The organism is Pontivivens ytuae (assembly GCF_015679265.1).
Lineage (GTDB): Bacteria > Pseudomonadota > Alphaproteobacteria > Rhodobacterales > Rhodobacteraceae > Pontivivens > Pontivivens ytuae.
Map to the genome: position 1 here is coordinate 3,021,956 of NZ_CP064942.1, position 17,001 is coordinate 3,038,956.

Annotated in this window: 17 protein-coding genes; 12 read left to right on the top strand and 5 right to left on the bottom strand. The window is 66.4% G+C overall.

Annotated features, from left to right (window positions below):
• Positions 1-31: 31 nt before the first annotated feature.
• Positions 32-1,777, bottom strand: coding sequence for a CRTAC1 family protein (locus tag I0K15_RS14845; RefSeq protein ID WP_230374139.1), 1,746 nt, complete (start codon positions 1,775-1,777; stop codon positions 32-34).
• Positions 1,770-2,993, bottom strand: coding sequence for an ROK family transcriptional regulator (locus I0K15_RS14850; protein ID WP_196102280.1), 1,224 nt, complete (start codon positions 2,991-2,993; stop codon positions 1,770-1,772). The genes I0K15_RS14845 and I0K15_RS14850 overlap by 8 nt, the downstream gene beginning before the upstream one ends.
• Before the next feature lie 222 nt (positions 2,994-3,215).
• Between I0K15_RS14850 and xylF the strand changes: the two genes are divergently transcribed.
• The 6 genes from xylF (at position 3,216) to I0K15_RS14880 (ending at position 9,666) form a co-directional block, all read left to right on the top strand.
• Positions 3,216-4,250, top strand: coding sequence for a D-xylose ABC transporter substrate-binding protein (gene xylF, locus I0K15_RS14855; RefSeq protein WP_196102281.1), 1,035 nt, complete (start codon positions 3,216-3,218; stop codon positions 4,248-4,250).
• A 117-nt stretch (positions 4,251-4,367) separates the two neighbouring features.
• On the top strand, positions 4,368-5,675 hold the full coding sequence (locus tag I0K15_RS14860) for a sugar ABC transporter permease (RefSeq protein WP_196102282.1): 1,308 nt from the start codon (positions 4,368-4,370) through the stop codon (positions 5,673-5,675).
• A 14-nt stretch (positions 5,676-5,689) separates the two neighbouring features.
• A complete protein-coding gene (locus I0K15_RS14865) occupies positions 5,690-6,448 on the top strand; it encodes an ATP-binding cassette domain-containing protein (protein WP_230374140.1) in 759 nt (252 codons plus the stop codon).
• Positions 6,448-7,887, top strand: coding sequence for a xylulokinase (gene xylB / locus I0K15_RS14870; RefSeq protein WP_196102283.1), 1,440 nt, complete (start codon positions 6,448-6,450; stop codon positions 7,885-7,887). Before I0K15_RS14865 ends, xylB begins: the two co-directional genes overlap by 1 nt.
• Positions 7,884-9,182: a xylose isomerase gene (xylA, locus tag I0K15_RS14875; protein WP_196102284.1), complete on the top strand. Its 1,299-nt coding sequence runs from the start codon at positions 7,884-7,886 to the stop codon at positions 9,180-9,182. The genes xylB and xylA overlap by 4 nt, the downstream gene beginning before the upstream one ends.
• A 70-nt stretch (positions 9,183-9,252) precedes the next feature.
• The gene (locus tag I0K15_RS14880) at positions 9,253-9,666 is read left to right on the top strand and encodes a GtrA family protein (RefSeq protein ID WP_196102285.1); all 414 of its coding nucleotides are present in this window, start codon (positions 9,253-9,255) and stop codon (positions 9,664-9,666) included.
• Between the two features lie 6 nt (positions 9,667-9,672).
• Here I0K15_RS14880 and I0K15_RS14885 read toward each other — a convergent pair whose 3' ends face one another.
• Both I0K15_RS14885 and I0K15_RS14890 read right to left on the bottom strand, forming a co-directional pair.
• On the bottom strand, positions 9,673-10,305 hold the full coding sequence (locus tag I0K15_RS14885) for a flagellar hook capping FlgD N-terminal domain-containing protein (protein ID WP_196102286.1): 633 nt from the start codon (positions 10,303-10,305) through the stop codon (positions 9,673-9,675).
• Between the two features lie 9 nt (positions 10,306-10,314).
• Positions 10,315-11,619 carry a flagellar hook-length control protein FliK gene (locus tag I0K15_RS14890; protein ID WP_196102287.1) on the bottom strand — a complete coding sequence of 435 codons (1,305 nt, stop codon included), beginning with the start codon at positions 11,617-11,619 and terminating at the stop codon, positions 10,315-10,317.
• A gap of 103 nt (positions 11,620-11,722) precedes the next feature.
• On the opposite strand from I0K15_RS14890, the gene I0K15_RS14895 reads away from it, so the two are divergent.
• The 6 genes from I0K15_RS14895 to I0K15_RS14920 all read left to right on the top strand — a co-directional run bounded on the left by I0K15_RS14895 (position 11,723) and on the right by I0K15_RS14920 (position 15,408).
• Positions 11,723-11,995, top strand: coding sequence for a rod-binding protein (locus I0K15_RS14895; protein ID WP_196102288.1), 273 nt, complete (start codon positions 11,723-11,725; stop codon positions 11,993-11,995).
• Entirely contained in the window at positions 11,988-12,290 is a 303-nt protein-coding gene (locus I0K15_RS14900; protein WP_196102289.1) for a hypothetical protein, read from the top strand. Before I0K15_RS14895 ends, I0K15_RS14900 begins: the two co-directional genes overlap by 8 nt.
• Before the next feature lie 192 nt (positions 12,291-12,482).
• Positions 12,483-13,727: a flagellin gene (locus tag I0K15_RS14905; protein WP_196102290.1), complete on the top strand. Its 1,245-nt coding sequence runs from the start codon at positions 12,483-12,485 to the stop codon at positions 13,725-13,727.
• A 75-nt stretch (positions 13,728-13,802) separates the two neighbouring features.
• Positions 13,803-14,180, top strand: a complete 378-nt coding sequence (flaF, locus tag I0K15_RS14910) for a flagellar biosynthesis regulator FlaF (protein WP_196102291.1) — start codon at positions 13,803-13,805, stop codon at positions 14,178-14,180.
• On the top strand, positions 14,180-14,578 hold the full coding sequence (gene flbT, locus I0K15_RS14915; protein ID WP_196102292.1) for a flagellar biosynthesis repressor FlbT: 399 nt from the start codon (positions 14,180-14,182) through the stop codon (positions 14,576-14,578). The genes flaF and flbT overlap by 1 nt, the downstream gene beginning before the upstream one ends.
• A complete protein-coding gene (locus tag I0K15_RS14920; protein WP_196102293.1) occupies positions 14,578-15,408 on the top strand; it encodes a DUF1217 domain-containing protein in 831 nt (276 codons plus the stop codon). Before flbT ends, I0K15_RS14920 begins: the two co-directional genes overlap by 1 nt.
• 260 nt (positions 15,409-15,668) lie before the next feature.
• Here I0K15_RS14920 and I0K15_RS14925 read toward each other — a convergent pair whose 3' ends face one another.
• Complete coding sequence (locus I0K15_RS14925; protein WP_196102294.1) at positions 15,669-16,964, bottom strand: FliI/YscN family ATPase; 1,296 nt, start codon at positions 16,962-16,964, stop codon at positions 15,669-15,671.
• Positions 16,965-17,001 lie beyond the last annotated feature (37 nt).

Below are 17,001 nucleotides of genomic sequence, written 5' to 3' on the forward strand. Positions count from 1 at the left end.
TGCACGCGAGTCATACGCATTTCATACCGCCCTATCGGGCCCAGAGATGTTGGTTAACCGCATCGAGCACGCGCCACTCCGACACCTCGCCATCGGGCCAGTGCACCCGAACCTCGGCGCCTTCGGCGACCCCCAGCCCGAAATGCTGCGGCCCCGCCTGACCTCCCCCATGGCCGCCGCCGACGGTGATCTCCCGCCAGTAGGTCCGGCCGTTGGCGACCAACTCGATGAAGGCGCCGACGGCCCGCGCGTTACCGCCGGGCTGGCGCAGGTCGAGGGTCAGCCAGTTGCCTGCACCTTCCGTAACATTCTGATGAAGCTCGATATTCGCGCGCCGGTTCACCACGACGAGATCCAGCAGCCCGTCCGCGTTCAGGTCGACGAGCCCGCCACCGCGGCTCCGCTCGAAGGTGGCGATCCCGGCCTCCAGCCCCGCCTCCGCGAAGGTGCCATCGGCGCTCTGCATCAGCAGGTTGTTCGGATCGAGGTTCGCCGCATCGGGCATCTGGTCGACATTGCCCTTCGCGATGAAGAGATCGTCGCGCCCGTCATTATCGACGTCCCCGAACTCCGCATGCCACCCGGTGGAGGGCCGCCCGTCACCGCCTGCATAAGGCCTTTGTGACGTAGTTCCAAGGGCATAGGGTGCATCGACCCAGCCGTGACCGCCTTCGGAGAGCTGCATCCGCTGGTCGCCCATCGAGGTGAGCATCACCTCCGCCACGCCGTCTCCGTCGAGGTCGCGGGAGGCGATGCCCATGCCCCACAGCATGTGCCGCCGCCAGCCATCGGCTTCGGTCAGCAGTCGCGGCTCGACGTCCAGCGTCCACATCTGCTCCTGCCCGCCGCGCACGTAGTAGTGGCGGTCGTTCGACATGCGCAGGGTCGGTTCACCGGTTCTTAACGGGTCCGAAATTAGCATCGACAACGGGCAAAAGCCTGGCTCCAGCGGGATCGGCGCTGAATACCTATCCCCCTCCGGGCGGTGCAGCTCGCTGGAGTCGCAGGCCTCGAACGGGCCTTCCGGATCGCTCCGGTCGACATAGTTGCCGATGGCCAGCGTGGGCAGGCCGTCGCCTTCCCAAGTTGCGGAGAAGGCGGTGGACCAGCCGTCGCCTGCCGCGAAGGGCCATGGGCCTGGCGTGAAACCGCAGGTACCGTCGCCGCGCAACAGCAGGTTCGCGCCGACGCGCAGCACGGCGAGGTCGAGCGCCCCGTCGCCGTCGACGTCGAGCGGCCAAGCGCCGGTGACGCCGGTGAGCGGCACGCCGGGCGAAGATGTAGAAGTCGTGTGGGGCGGTGTCGAAGGGGCGGCGAGGCCGGTTTGAGCTGTCGCATTAACTGCAGACGACGCAGGATCGTTGGCTTCGGTGCCGACGCCGGTCGATGCTGTGAACGTTACGGTGGTTGTGGTCTGGTCCGAGCCGTCCGCTGAGGTGCCGTTCGACCCGTCGAGGTCAACGGTGGTTGGGCTGCCGGGGGTACCTCGCGCCGCAAGCGCGTCCGCCGCGACGGTCACCGCCCGGGCTTCGAAGCGCAGGTCGCCACCGCGGGGCGTTCGGTTCACGGCGAGGGTTGCCGGGTTCTCACCCCCGGCGAAGAAGAGGTCCGGCATCGCATCGCCGTTGCAGTCGAGGATCGCGACGCCACCGCCCACGAAGTGCTCCCACCCGCCGCCGTAGACATGGGTAAAGTCTTGCTCCGGGGCGCGGTCGATGAAGCGCGGGCCAGCCTCCGCCGCTCCGGCGAACGTCAATAAGATCAGGACACTACGCATCCGCCATCTCCCCCGCCAGCAGTTGCTCCGACAGGCGGTCGAGCGCCAGTGCGGCCGCCCCCTTGGCCCAGAGCTGATCCTCCCATTTGTGAATGCGCAGCTCCACCGGCGGGTGGCCGAGGTCGAGGGAGTTCGCCTCCATCCCCTCCCGCACCGCGTCCGAATAGAGGTAATCGTAGCGCATCTGCTCGCCTGACAGGATCACGAGCTCCGGGTCGAAGATGTTGACGATATTGGCGAGCCCGATGGCAAAGAGCCGCCCGGCGCGGTGGAAGATAGAGCGGGCGGCGAGGTTCCCGGCCTTCGCCTCGGCAAAGAGTTTCTCCAGCCGGTCTTGCGGGGCGAGCGGCGCATGGGGCAGCGCGGTCTCTGCCTCGCGCAACAGGGCGTAGTCGGCGACATAGGCTTCGAGGCAGCCGCGCTGACCGCAGCGGCAGAGAGCGCCCTCGGGCTGCACCTTCATGTGCCCGAACTCCGCCCCGCGGCCCCGCGTACCGCGATAGAGCCGGTTGCCGAGCACGATGCCCATGCCGACGCCCTGTTCGATGCTGACCACGATGAAGTCGCGCATCGCGCGGCCGACGCCGAACCACAGCTCCGCCATGGCGAGCAGGTTGGCGTCGTTGTCGATCGCGACCGGGCGGCCGAGCCGTTGTTCCAGGAGCTGCGCGAGCGGCACGTCGCAGACGGAGAGGGTGGGCGACCAGTGCACCATGCCGGTCTCCGTCGCGACGAAACCGGGGACGCCCACGCCGATGAAGGCAAGGTCGGTGCGGGTCAGCGCCGCTTCCGCAAGCGCCTGATCCAGCGCATCTTCCACGGAGGCGAGCACCGCCTCCGCATCGCAGGGGACGGGGCCGGCGGGAGTGGTCCGTTCGGCCAGCCGCCGCCCGGCGAAGTCCAGAAGGACGACAGTCACCACCCGGTCGCCGAGCTTCAGGCCTGCGACCACGTGGGCATCGGCGCGCAGGCGCAGGGCCACGCGGGGACGGCCGCGGGCGCCACCGGCGCCGCGGCCATCGGCCGTTTCCTCGATCAGGCCGCGGCTCATCAGGTCGGCCGTCAGCGTCGTGACAGTGGCTGGGCTGATGGACAGGTCGCGGGCGATGTCGACCCGGGCGATCTGACCGGCTGCGCGAATCCGCTCGAATATCAGGTCGCGCGCACTCCCCCCGGCGGGGGCGAGCGCCAGTCCCTGCGGGCCGTAGCCGGTCATGAGGCCTCCAATTAAATTCAACTGCTCAATTTAAACCGGTTTGGAATTGCCATATTGCACCTGCGAAATGACCTAATCCGCACCATCCTTGCTGGTGAGCCTGCATATCAGCCCAAGCTGGGTCAAATATTTTTTGACTTTCAAATTTAATCGTTCAAGGTGACCCCACGATCCGGCAGCCGTTTCGAATCAAGAGCCGTCGGACCAACTCGGGAGGACATCATGAACTTCAACAAGACCCTCGCGGCTGCCGTCGTGCTCGCCGCAGGCTTCGCCACCCCCTCGCTCGCCCAGGATCTCACCGTCGGCGTGAGCTGGTCGAACTTCCAGGAAGAGCGTTGGAAGACCGACGAGGCCGCCATCGTGGCAGCGCTCGAAGCGGCCGGTGCCGAGTACATCTCCGCCGACGCGCAGTCGTCCTCGGCCAAGCAGCTCTCGGACGTTGAGTCGCTGATCGCGCAGGGCGCGGACGCGCTGATCATCCTCGCGCAGGACGCCTCTGCCATCGGCCCGGCAGTGCAGCAGGCCTCCGACGAGGGCATCCCGGTCGTGGCCTATGACCGCCTGATCGAGGACCCGCGCGCCTTCTACCTGACCTTCGATAACGTGGAAGTCGGCCGCATGCAGGCCCGCGCGGTGCTCGAGGCACAGCCCGAAGGCAACTACGTGATGATCAAGGGCTCGCCGACCGACCCGAACGCGGACTTCCTGCGCGGCGGTCAGCAGGAGATCCTGCAGGAGGCGATCGATGCGGGCAACGTCACCATCGTGGGCGAGGCCTACACCGATGGCTGGCTGCCCGCCAACGCACAGCGCAACATGGAGCAGATCCTGACCGCGCAGGCCAATGAGGTCGACGCGGTCGTCGCCTCCAACGACGGCACCGCGGGCGGTGTGGTCGCGGCGCTGACGGCACAGGGCATGGAGGGCATCCCGGTCTCCGGCCAGGATGGCGACCACGCAGCGCTGAACCGCGTCGCGCTCGGCACGCAGACCGTCTCCGTCTGGAAGGACGCGCGGGATCTCGGCCGCGCGGCCGGTGAGATCGCGGTCGCCCTCGCCGGTGGCACCGACCTCGCCGACATCGAAGGCGTGGAGCAGTGGACCTCCCCGGGCGGCACCACGATGTATGCCGAGTTCCTGGAGCCGGTTCCGGTCACCGCGGCCAACCTCGCCACGGTGGTGGACGCAGGCTGGATCACGCAGGAAGCGCTCTGCCAGAACGTGCCCGCGGGCAGCGTCGACGTCTGCGGCTGATCGCCGGACAGCACAACCGTCCCGGCCTTCGGGCCGGGACCTCTCGCCCCGCGTGTTGAGCGGGGGCGGCTCCGGAGGGTTTCCGGAGCGGTACCGATCCACAGGGATACGAGTATGATGACCGACACTGGCCCCGCAGATACCCGCGACAGTGCCACCACGGTTCCGCAGACGCCGAAGAGCTTCTTCGCCTCGCTCGAACTCGACATGCGGCTGATCGGGATGATCGCGGCGCTGTTCGTGATCTGGGTGGGCTTTGCGGCCTTCACCGACGGGCGATTCCTGACGCCGCGCAACATCTTCAACCTCACGATCCAGACGGTGAGTGTGGCGATCATGGCCACGGGCATGGTCTTCATCATCGTGACCCGACATATCGATCTGAGCGTGGGCTCACTGCTCGCCACCTGCTCGGCGGCGATGGCGGTGCTGCAGACGCAGTACCTGCCGGAGATCTTCGGCCTCGGCTCGCCCATGATCTGGATCTTCGCCGTGATCGGCGGGCTGATCGTCGGTACAGCCATCGGGGCGTTCCAAGGCTGGATGGTGGGATATCTCGCCATTCCAGCCTTTATCGTGACGCTGGGCGGTCTGCTGATCTGGCGCAACGTGGCCTGGTACATGACGAACGGGCAGACAATCGGCCCGCTCGATTCCACCTTCCAGATCTTCGGCGGCATTAATGGCACGCTCGGGGAGAGCTGGAGCTGGATCATTGGGATGGTCCTGACGGCGGCGGCGCTTGCGATGCTGTTCGCCTCGCGCCGGCGCAAGTCCTCCCACGGCTTCCCGGTGAAGCCGATGGGGGCCGAGGTTGCACTCGGCGGCATCTTCGCCTTCGCAATCCTCGCCTTCATCTTTATCCTCAACAGCTATTCCATACCGGAGCGGCGGCTGGAGCGCATGTTCGAGGCGCGCGGCGAGGTGATGCCGGAGGGGCTGGTGCAGGGCTACGGCCTGCCGGTCTCGGTCCTGCTGCTGATCGTGATCGCCATCGTGATGACGGTGATTGCGCAGCGTACGCGGCTGGGGCGCTACATCTTCGCCACCGGCGGAAACCCGGATGCCGCGGAGCTCTCGGGCATCAACACCAAGCTGCTGACGGTCAAGGTCTTTGCCATCATGGGGGCGCTCTGTGCGCTATCGGCGGTGGTCGCTTCGGCACGCCTGACCAACCACTCCAACGACATCGGCACGCTGGATGAGCTGCGGGTGATCGCGGCGGCGGTGATCGGCGGCACGGCGCTGTCGGGCGGGATCGGTACGATCTACGGTGCGATCCTCGGCGCGCTCATCATGCAGTCGCTTCAGTCGGGCATGGCCATGGTCGGCGTCGATGCACCGCTGCAGAACATCGTGGTCGGCGCGGTCCTCGTGCTCGCCGTCTGGGTCGACATCATCTACCGCCGCCGCGCGGGCCTCTGAGGGGAGTGACAGTCATGAACACCGGAACCCCTCTCGTCGAGATGCGCAACATGTCCATCGCCTTCGGCGGTGTGCAGGCGGTCGATGATGTGAGCGTGGACCTGCATCCCGGCGAGGTCGTCGGGCTGCTCGGCCACAACGGCGCAGGAAAGTCGACGCTGATCAAGATCCTGTCGGGTGCCTACCGTGCCGATGCGGGCGAGATCTTCGTCAACGGCCAGAAGGTCACAATCGAGAACCCGCGCGACGCGCGCGCCAACAACATCGAGACGATCTACCAGACGCTGGCGCTCGCCGACAATCTGGACGCGGCCTCGAACCTGTTCCTGGGCCGCGAGATCACCAACGCCTTCGGCATGGTGGACGACGACGCGATGGAGGCGGAGACGCGCAAGATCATGGCGCGGCTCAACCCAAACTTCAAAAAGTTCGCGGCCCCTGTGAGTGCTCTCTCGGGCGGTCAGCGCCAGTCGGTCGCCATCGCCCGCGCGGTCTATTTCAACGCGAAGATCCTGATCATGGATGAGCCCACCGCGGCCCTCGGCGTGCACGAGACGCAGATGGTTGCGGAGCTGATCGAGGAGCTGAAGAAGCAGGGGATCGGCATCTTCCTGATCTCCCACGACATCCAGGACGTCTTCAAGCTCTGCGACCGGGTAAGCGTGATGAAGAACGGCCAGCTCGTCGGTACCGAGCGGGTCGAGGATGTGACCGAGGACGACGTCCTCGGCATGATCATCCTCGGCAAGAAGCCCGAACACCGGGCGGCCTGATGTATCTGGGGCTCGACCTCGGCACCTCCTCGCTGAAGGGGGTGCTGGTCGACGAGACCCAGGCGGTCGCGGGCCAGGCGACCGCACCCTTGAGCGTGGATCGGCCGGCCTCCGGCTGGTCGGAGCAGTCGCCGGTGGAATGGCTGCGCGCGGCCGAGGCGGTGTTCGATGCTTTGGCGGCTGAGCATAACCTGTCCGCCGTGCGCGGCATCGGGCTGTCGGGGCAGATGCATGGGGCAACGCTGCTCGATGCCTCCGACGACGTGCTACGGCCCTGCATCCTGTGGAATGACACCCGCGCGGCGGAGGAAGCGGCGGCGCTGGACGCCGATCCGGTATTCCGCGAGTTGACGGGCAACATCGTCTTTCCCGGCTTCACCGCGCCGAAGCTTGCCTGGGTCCGGGCGCATGAGCCTGAGGTGTTCGCGAAAGTCGCCAAGGTGCTACTGCCGAAGGACTACCTGCGCCTCTGGCTGACCGGCGAGCACGTCGCCGAGATGTCGGATGCCGCCGGAACGAGCTGGCTCGATGTCGCCGCCCGCGACTGGGCCGATCGGCTGCTGGCCGTGACCGGGCTCACGCGCGAGCAGATGCCGCGGCTCGTGGAAGGCACCGAGGTGTCCGGCGGCACCCGGCCCGAACTGGCGCAGCGCTGGGGGCTGACGGCTGGAACACCGGTCGCGGGCGGTGCCGGGGACAACGCCGCCGCGGCCGTGGGCATGGGCGTTGTGAAGGCGGGGCAGGCGTTCCTGTCGCTCGGTACCTCTGGTGTGCTGTTCGCCGCCAATGACAGTTTCGCACCCGATCCGGGCAGTGCGGTGCATACGTTCTGTCACGCGCTGCCGGGGAAGTGGCACCAGATGGGCGTGATCCTCGCGGCGACCGATGCGCTGAACTGGTATGCGGGTGTCGCGGGGTCGACCGCGCGCGACCTGACCGGTGCGCTTTGCGAGGTGGTAGCACCCGGCCGCACGTTGTTCCTGCCCTATCTGGGCGGCGAGCGGACGCCTCACAACGATGCCGGGGTGCGCGGCGCCTTCCTCGGGCTGGAGCACGCGGCCGACCGCGACGCCATGACCCGCGCGGTGCTGGAGGGCGTCGCCTTCGCCTTCGCCGACAGCCGCGATGCGCTTGCTGCGACCGGAACGCGGCTCGAGCGAGCCACGGCGGTGGGGGGCGGCTCGCTCTCGTCCCACTGGCTGCAGGTCGTTGCCAACGCGACCGGCCTGATCCTCGATGTTCCCGAAGCGGGTGATTTCGGTGGAGCCTTCGGCGCAGCCCGGCTGGGCCTCATGGCCGCCGAAGGCGCGGGGGCCGAGATCGCCACGCCACCCACCATCGCCCGATCCATCGAACCCGACCCGGCGCTGGCCGATGCCTTCGCCGCCGGTCATGCCCGTTACCGCGCCGCCTATTCCGCCATCAGGAGCGTCTCATGAGCTATTTCGACGGCATCACCCCCGTGACCTTCGAAGGACCCGACAGCAACAACCCGCTCGCCTTCCGCCACTACGATCCCGACGAGGTGGTGATGGGCAAGCGGATGGAGGAGCACCTGCGCTTCGCCGTGTGCTACTGGCACAACTTCGCGTGGGAGGGCGGCGACCCCTTCGGCGGGCGCACCTTCGAGCGACCCTGGTTCGGTGACACGATGGACCATGCGCGGGCAAAGGCGGACGCGGCCTTCGACATGTTCCGCATCCTCGGCGTGCCTTACTTCTGCTTCCATGACGCCGATGTGCGGCCCGAGGGCGCGGATTTCGCCGAGAACACGGCCAATCTGGAGGCCATCGTCGATCTCTTCGAAGAGAAGATGAAGGACGGGCCGAAGCTGCTGTGGGGCACCGCCAACCTCTTCTCCCACCGCCGCTACATGGCCGGGGCCGCGACCAATCCGGATCCAGACGTGTTCGCCTTCGCCGCCGCGACGGTGAAGACCTGCCTCGACGCCACGCACAGGTTGGGCGGGGAGAACTACGTGCTCTGGGGCGGGCGCGAGGGGTATGAGACGCTGCTCAACACGGATATGGGCCGCGAACTCGACCACCTCGCGAAGTTCATCGAGAAGGTGGTGGATCACAAGCACCGCATCGGCTTCGAAGGCACGATCCTGATCGAGCCGAAGCCGCAGGAGCCGACCAAGCACCAGTACGACTACGACGTCGCCACATGCTACGGCTTCCTGAAGCGTTACGGGTTGGAGAACGAGGTGAAGCTCAACATCGAGCAGGGCCACGCGATCCTCGCCGGGCATTCCTTCGAGCACGAGATCGCGCTGGCGCAGGCGCTTGGGGCCTTCGGCTCGATCGACATGAACCGCAACGACTACCAGTCGGGCTGGGACACGGACCAGTTCCCGAACAACGTGCCGGAGGTCGCGCTGGCCTATTACCACATCCTGAAGGGGGGCGGGTTCGGCACCGGCGGCACCAATTTCGACGCGAAGCTGCGGCGCCAGTCCCTCGATCCGGAGGATCTGATCGCGGCCCATGTCGGCGGCATGGATGTCTGCGCCCGCGGGCTGAAAGCTGCCGCGGCGATGCTGGAGGAAGGGGGCCTGGAGGCCGCGCTCACCGATCGCTATGCCGGTTGGGAAGGTGCGGATGCGAAGCACATGCTCCACGAGGAGAGCCTGGAGGACATCGCCGCCCGCGTGGCGCGCGACGGCGTCAATCCGAGCCCCGTGTCAGGGCGGCAGGAGCGGCTGGAAAACCACGTAAACCGTTTCGTCTGAACGGCGTGGCTGGACGGATGACTGCGGGGCGCGTATGGGAAAAGCTCCGCGCCGTCCCGAACAGGTGAGCATGACATCCTTCCAGAAACGCCGCCTGCACGTGCTGACGCGCCGCGAATTCTGGCGGCTTGTGCGTTTCGGCGTGGTCGGCGTGTGCCTCGCAGCGACTTATGCGGGCCTGTTCCTGGGGCTGCGCGAGTTCGGTCTGACCCGCTGGGAATCCAATGGGATCGCCTTTTCGATCTCGACGGCGCTGCAATACGTGGCGCACACGAAGTGGACCTTTCAGAGCCGGATCTGGGACACCGGGCAGCAGACGAAGTTCCTTGTCGTGATCGGCATCGGCGTCGTCTACTCCTTCATCGTGACGACGAAGCTGACCCCGTTCTTCGGCTGGCCGGACTGGGGTGCTGCGGCCTGCGTGATCTTCACGCTGCCGATACTGAACTACATCCTCTATCGCTTCTGGGTGTTCCGCGTCTGACGGACGTTACCGCAGCGCACTGACGCTGCTGGCCGGCACGTCGCGCCCGTCGGAGAGCCGCAAGCTGTTGCCATCGGGCGAAAAGCGCGCCTCCTCCACCGTAGCAAAACCATAGCCATTCGCGATGAGGCGATCTCCCTGTGCTGCGGGGCCGCGCAGCTCGAAGCTGTAGGTGCCGGGTGAAGCCTGCAGGCCGTTGTTGAGCGTTCCTGTCCAAGTACCGCTGCCGTAAGGCTGGTCGCTGACGATCTCACCCAGGCCATCCCGCACCACGAGCCGCGCGCCCGTCGGGGCATCGGCGTCGAATTCCGGTGTAACCGGCGTGCCGTTGAAGGGGATTGGCCCCTCGACCGCGACCTCCCGCCCGATCCAGCCGCCGAGTGCGGAGACGTCGCTTTCTCTCAGAGCCGAGGTCAGCCCGTCGAGCTTGGTATTGGTGAGGATCTGTTGCTCGACCGAGGTGAAGGTGGCGAGCTGCGCCACGAACTCCGTCGATTCCATAGGGTTGAGCGGGTTCTGGTTGCGGAGCTGGGCTGTGAGCAACGTCAGAAACGTTTCGTAGTCGGTCACGGACGAGGTGTTGGTGCTCGCAGCCGGTGCTTGGCTCTGGGTTTGCGTCGTCGAGGTCACGGCGTCCATCGGGATCTCCTACACTCTGAGGTCGAGGCCACTGGCGGGCTGGCGCTGCAACGGGGTGGGTTCGGCGTCGGTCGTCACAGACGCGAAGGTGCCGGTCTCCTCGCGGTCGGGTGTGGTCTGGTCGGAGCCTGCCGACTGGTCGGAGAACTGCAGGTCGGCGCCCTCGAACCCGGCTGCGGAAAGCTCGCGGGCCAGGTGCTCGGCATTGCGGCGGAGAAGGTCCATCGTCTCGTTCCGCTCGGCGGCGATGAGTGCGGAGAGCCCGTCCTCGGTAAAGCTGAGCGTTACGGTCAGCCGTCCAAGTTCCGGTGGGTCGAGGCGGAGCTCCGCCGTGCGTACCTGCCCGTCGGCTGCCAGCCGCACGATCTCTGCTGCGAGCTGCGTGTGCGCTATGGGAGCCGCGGGTGCCGCCGTCGCGCGTGAGGTCGGATCGGTTCGCCACGTGTTCGTCTCGACAACTGGGTCGGATGGGATCGGCGGGGCGGGAGTGTCCGGCGTGTCGGCCACGTTGGGCGCGATGGCGGACGCGATTGGCGATGCTGCGGTGCGCGGCTGAAGCTCACGCGCTTCGGCCGGCGCGCTGTCTGTTCGTTTGATCGGCGGCGGATCGCCTTCCGTTGGTTCGGCCTCGGCAGCTGCCTCCGCGCGTTGGCTGACATCAGGGGAGGTCGCTGCTTTACTCTGCTGATGCGGAGCCTGGACGATCTTCGGCATTGGGGCAGTTGGAGGCGCATTCTCCGGTGGAACCGCTGCCGTCCCGAGGCGATCGGGCTTCGGCGCGGCCTCATCGGCGGCTGCATTTACAGCCGCGGTTTGGGGCAGCAGGATCTGGCCCTCATTCGCGTCCGCAGAAGTTGCGGTGATCTGTTTCGGATCGAGCACAGGCGCTGGTTCGGTGTCCCCCTTCAAACCCTGCGGTCTGTGCGTGTGTTCGGGCTCGATCTCGCCAGCGTCGGAGATAATCGGGGTTTGTGCAGATACCTCAATATCCGTCATGCCGAGGTCGGTTTGATTCGGCGCGGGGGCAGTGGTGCCGACTAGCGGCGCTGTCGCGACTTCAGCTTCTGCATCCGCCGAGTTTTTGGACGAAGGGAGCTCGAGCGTGTTCGGGAAGGCGGTCATCTCAGGCATTCGCATTCCCGAGCGAGTGTCGGGGAGCAGGTGTTCTTCGACGTCACCGGATGTCGCCTCGCCCGATGGCTCGGCAAAGAGATCGGTGAACCCGCCCGGATCATCTGATTCCGTCGGCAAGCCTGCAGGCGCGGCAGACGGGTTGGTCGGAGCCATTCCAAGGATCTGGAGCAGGACGTGCATTGGTTTCTCGCGTTGCTTCGCCCTCGTCATGCCTGGAAGGTCTTACGATTTCTTTACCCAGCGCCCTCATGATGATCGCAAATCATCTCAGACGGAGCATGCCATGGATGTCGTTGCCACTCCGCCCGCCACCGCGTCTCTCGACCGGCGGGCAGCGCTCGAAAAGACCGCGCGGGAGTTCGAGGCCGCGTTCTTGTCGGAGATGCTGCAGCATTCCGGTATGGGGCGCGCGCGCGCCGCGATGGGAGGCGGCGCCGGCGAGGATGCGTTTGCATCCCTGCTGGCTCGCGAGCAGGCGAAAGCCTTTGCCGATGCGGGCGGGATCGGGCTCGCGCGTCACATCTTCGACAGCTTGTGGGAGGGGACGGATGCGTGATCGCCGGTTGGGACGGATCCTCAGGATGCTGGATGGGCAACGCGCCGCGCTGCTCTCCGGCCACTATGATATCGCGCCAATGCTGGAGCGGGTGGAGGCGCTGCTCGCCCCACTCGACGCCGAGCAGATGGCGGTCGTGCGGGGGCGCTTGGAGCGCAACCTTCGGCTGATCGAGGCGGCGCGCGCGGGGTTGGAGGAGAGCCGCGCAGGCTCTCGTGACGCCGGTTTCGCCTACGGTCCCGACGGTCGTCGGGCGGCGTTGGGTGAACCCTCCGGCCTCTCCTTGCGCCGTTAACTCTGATCGACCGTTTCTTTTACGTCCTGTTAGGGGCGACGGTGCCAAAACGTTTCCGCGATCTTCGAGATCGGCACGGCGAAGGGCAAAGCCCGGCGCCGTACACGTCAGAACGGCGACCGCAGTCGGACCGTGTGGTCCGGCCAGAACCGTAAACGCGGTGTCGAACGCACCGCTCGCCGGAGGACTGATATGTCCAGCATTCTTACGAACAACAGCGCCATGGTGGCCCTGGACACCCTGCGCAACATCAACATGAGCCTGTCCAAGACCCAGTCGGAGATCTCGACCGGTCTCAAAATCAGCTCCGCCGCAGACAACGCGGCGATCTGGTCGATCAGCCAGGTCATGCAGAGCGACGTCGACGGGTTCGGCGCGATCTCCGAGAACCTGTCGCTCGGCAACTCCACCGTCGCTGTGGCGCGGAAGGCCGCGGAGTCCATTGTGGACCTGCTCGGCGACGTGAAGACACAGGTCGTGGCCGCGCAGGAGTCCGGCAACGACAAGGCCAAGATCCAGACCGAGATCGTGGCCCTGCGCGACCAGGTGAACTCCATCGTCGGTGCAGCCCAGTTCAATGGGGTCAACCTGCTGCAGCCGGGTCAGGACATCTCGATCCTGTCCTCGCTCGACCGCGCCAGCGACGGCACGGTGTCGACCTCCGCGATCTCGGTGAGCCGGACGGATCTGTCGGCTGCTGTCGAGGTCGTCGGCACGACGGCGACGACCGCGGGCTCGCTCCTGACGGGCACGCGGACCGGCTCGGCAGTGGCGGGGAACGCCACTCCTGCGAACGCCATCGTCGATTTCACGGCAGGCGGAGTGGAGGCAGGCGCGACTTACCAGATCACGCTCGACGGCAACGGCGCCGCGGGGGCGGACACTGGCGGCGTTCAGACCTTCACCTATGTCGCGAACGGGACCGAGACCGAAGTCGATGTCTCGACCGCGCTCAAGGCGCAGATCGATACCTATCTGACGGACAATAGCCTGACCCTCATCACCACCTCGCAGAACGCCACGACCGGCGAACTGACGATTGCCATTGGCGGTGGGCAGGGTACCGACAGCATTAATGTCGGCATCGCGGAGTTCACGGGCGGTACCGCTGCGGGCGGGCTGACCGAGCTCGGCGCGATGGACGTGACGACGACGGAAGGCGCCGCGCAGGCCCTGACGGACATCGAGACGCTCATCAACACCGCGATCGATGCCGCCGCCGCCTTTGGTTCGGTCCAGGGCCGGATCGAGACGCAGCAGAGCTTTGTCCAGAGCCTCACCGACTCCCTGACGACCGGCAAAGGCGCATTGGTCGACGCGGATATGGAGGAGGCGTCGGCCCGTCTGCAGGCGCTTCAGGTGCAGCAGCAGCTCGGCATCCAGTCGCTCTCGATCGCCAACCAGGCGCCGCAGAACATCCTCGCGCTGTTCCGCTGATCCGAGATCTGATCCGGGCCGCTTCCCGCGACCCGGATCCCTCGGACCGAACGACCAGCCTTGAAGGAGAGGGTGATGAACCACGCCCAACAGGCCCGCCGCGCCTATGGAGCGGCCCGTACCGGCACGATCACGCCGCGGACGGCCGAATACGATGCTTTCGCTCGGGTCACGGCGCGTCTGGACGCGCCCCGGACCGGAGGTGCCGAAGACTATCCACAGCTTGCCGGCGCGCTGCACGACAACTGCCGGCTCTGGCTCGCCCTCGCACGGGACCTCGTCAGTGACGGGAACCGGTTGCCGGAGGATGTGCGCCTGCGTCTGATCGCGCTCGCAGGCTTCGTCCAGACCCACACTGCGCAAGTCCTGCGCGACGAAGCGGAGGCGGCACCGCTCATTGACGTCAACCGTGCGATCATGCGCGGCCTCTCATCCGAACGACAGGTGGCATGATGTCAGGTCTCGTTCTGAAACTTCGTCCGTCCGAGCGCCTTCTTATCAACGGCGTCGTGATCGAGAACGGGGATCGCCGCACGCGGCTCCACATTCTGACGCGAGACGCAAACGTGCTTCGGTTGCGCGACGCCATCCATCCGGAGGAGGCAACGACGCCGGTGTCGCGGGTATGCTATGTCGCCCAGCTGTTCCTCGCGGGCGAAGCGGATGCGGAGGATGCGCATTCTCAGCTCAGCAAAGGCATTGCGCAGCTCTCCCACGTCTTCGCCGACGGCGAAGGGCGGCTTCTGATCGACGAGGCTGCCGAGCATCTGCGCGAGGGACGCGTCTACCAGACCATGCGCACCCTCCGCCGCCTTCTGCCAGTCGAAGAGCGACTGATGGCGCCGAGCTGATGCAACCGCTACTCCCACTGGATGGCATCGCGGGCTTCCGCTTCCTGGAGCGTTCGCTGGCGGACCAGCAGAACCGCTTTGCGGCGGGACCGCTCGTTGAGCGGGAGCTTGGCTACTTTCGCGAGCGAATTGCCGACATTCAGTCGGCGGAAGAACTGGTTGGCGATTATCGTCTGTTGCGGGTGGCCCTCGGCGCGTTCGGGCTCGGCGACGAAGTTGACAAGCGCTTCTTCCTGCGCCGCATTCTCGAGGAGGGGACCGGATCGCCCGATGCGCTCGCGCGGAAACTCGTAGACCCGCGCTACCGCGAGTTCTCCGCCGCCTTCGGCTTTGGCGACCCGGGGGGCGCAAGAACCGGTTTACCGGGTTTCGCCGAAGCAATTGCCGAGCAGTACAAGGTGCGCGAGTTCGAAGTCGCCGTTGGAGAGCAGAACACCGATTTTCGACTGGCCTTGGAGTTGAAACGCGATATCGGTGCCATTGCAGCTTCCCCGAGTGCCAGCACGGCGGGCTGGTTCCGGGTCATGGGATCGACTCCCCTTCGCACGGTTTTCGAGGCGGCGCTCAACCTGCCGGGTCAGGTGGCGCAGCTCGATATCGAACGGCAGCGTGATGTTTTCGAAGAGCGTGCTCTGGCCGTTTTTGGCGATCGTGGCGTCGATCAGTTCACGGATCCCGGCAAGGTCGACCGCCTGATCGAACGCTTCTTCGCAGTGCGGTCCGTGGATCAGTCGGCTGTGCAGAGCCCTCTTGTCGGGCTCTTTCAACCTCTTGCCCCTTTGCAATCCACGGGGTCGCAAAATCGGTTCACAGCGCGGCTATTGCCCTAGCGTCGGATCTCTTGGCTATTTGCTGTTTTTCGACATCTGGCCGCACAGCGGCGGGGGCGGTCGTGAAGGTTTAGGGGATGTCGCCGCAACCGGGTGAAGCATTGCGCTCAGCTAGTGATCTACCGATATGGCACCTCATGCCGCAATACCCTTCACATCGGATCTCCTGAACGATCGATTCGCCTCGGCACGAAATCGTCAGGGCTTCGGTCTTCTTGTTCGGTCGTCGTCTGCTTCGGTAGCAACCGTTGTCTGTGATGTTAGCTCCTCTTTGCGACGATCGCTGCAAGAGCTTGGAACGAGCTTTCGGCGCTTTTAAGGTCGCGGCGGCCGAAGAAGGTGTCGAGGACGGGTGAGAGGGCCACTGCGCGGTCGCGCTCGGGGTCGGTTCCCGCCTCGTAGAGACCAGCGCGGCGGAGGGGTTCGACCTCGGCGGCGCGGGCCATCAGGTGTCGGACCTCGCGGATCAGGATGTTCTCCTCGGGCGTTGCGGCGTCCGGCAGTGCGCGGGAGACGGAGGTTTCGACGTCGATCGCGGGGAACCGCCCACGTTCGGCGATGTCGCGGTCGAGGACGATGTGGCCGTCGAGAAGGCCTCGGACCATGTCCGCGACGGGCTCTTCCATATCGGAGCCGGCGACGAGGGCCGTCATGACAGCCGTGATGTCCCCGGCGGATCCGATGCCGGGTCCCATCCGTTCGACCAGGCTTGCGAGGCGATGTGGGGTCGAGGGGGGATGGCCACGCAGGCTGGCGGCTTCCCCGGAGGCCAGCGCGACCTCGCGGTGGGCTTCGGCGAAGCGGGTCAGGGAGTCGACCAGCAACAGGACGTGGGCTCCGCGGTCCCGGAAATGCTCGGCGGCGCGCAGAGCGGTTTCGAGCGCGCGTCGGCGTTCGAGGGCGGGGCGGTCGGAGCTGGCGACCACGGCGACGCTGCGGTCCCGAACCGGTGCGAGGCCTTCGTCCAGCATGATCTTCAGGTCGCGACCCCGCTCACCCAGAAGAGCGAAGATGACCACGTCGGCCTGAACGTTTCGGGCGAGATCGAGGAGCAGGCGCGACTTGCCGACCCCTGATCCCGCGAAGAGGCCCATGCGCTGCCCCCGCACCAGCGGCAGCATCGTGTCGAGCGCGGGAACGCCGGTGTCGAGGCGGAACCCGAGCGCGCGGCGCGAGAGGGGATGCGGTGCCCCCTGATCTTCTCGCGGAACGCCCGGCGCGAGCGGTGCGCCGTCGAGCGGTTGTCCGAAGGCATCCACAACGCGGCCGAGCCAGCCGTCATGAGGCGCGCGCCCGGGATCGGGCAGGGGTCGCAACGGCATGCCGGGCCGCAGGCCAGCGACGTTGCCATGGGGGCTGATGATGGCGGCGCCATCCTCGAGAGCTACGACCTCACCTCGGCCGCCCTCCCATCCGACCAGCGTCCCGAGCTCCACCGTCCGGTCCAGACCAAGCGCTGTGATTCGCTCCGCCGCCACGGTCAACACCCGTCCGAACTGCACCAAACGCGGGGTGTCGCGCACCTGATCCGTTAGGTCTGCAAGGGAAATGGGCATCGCGGGGCCTCCTTTTGTCCGGCGCTTACCCTTTGTT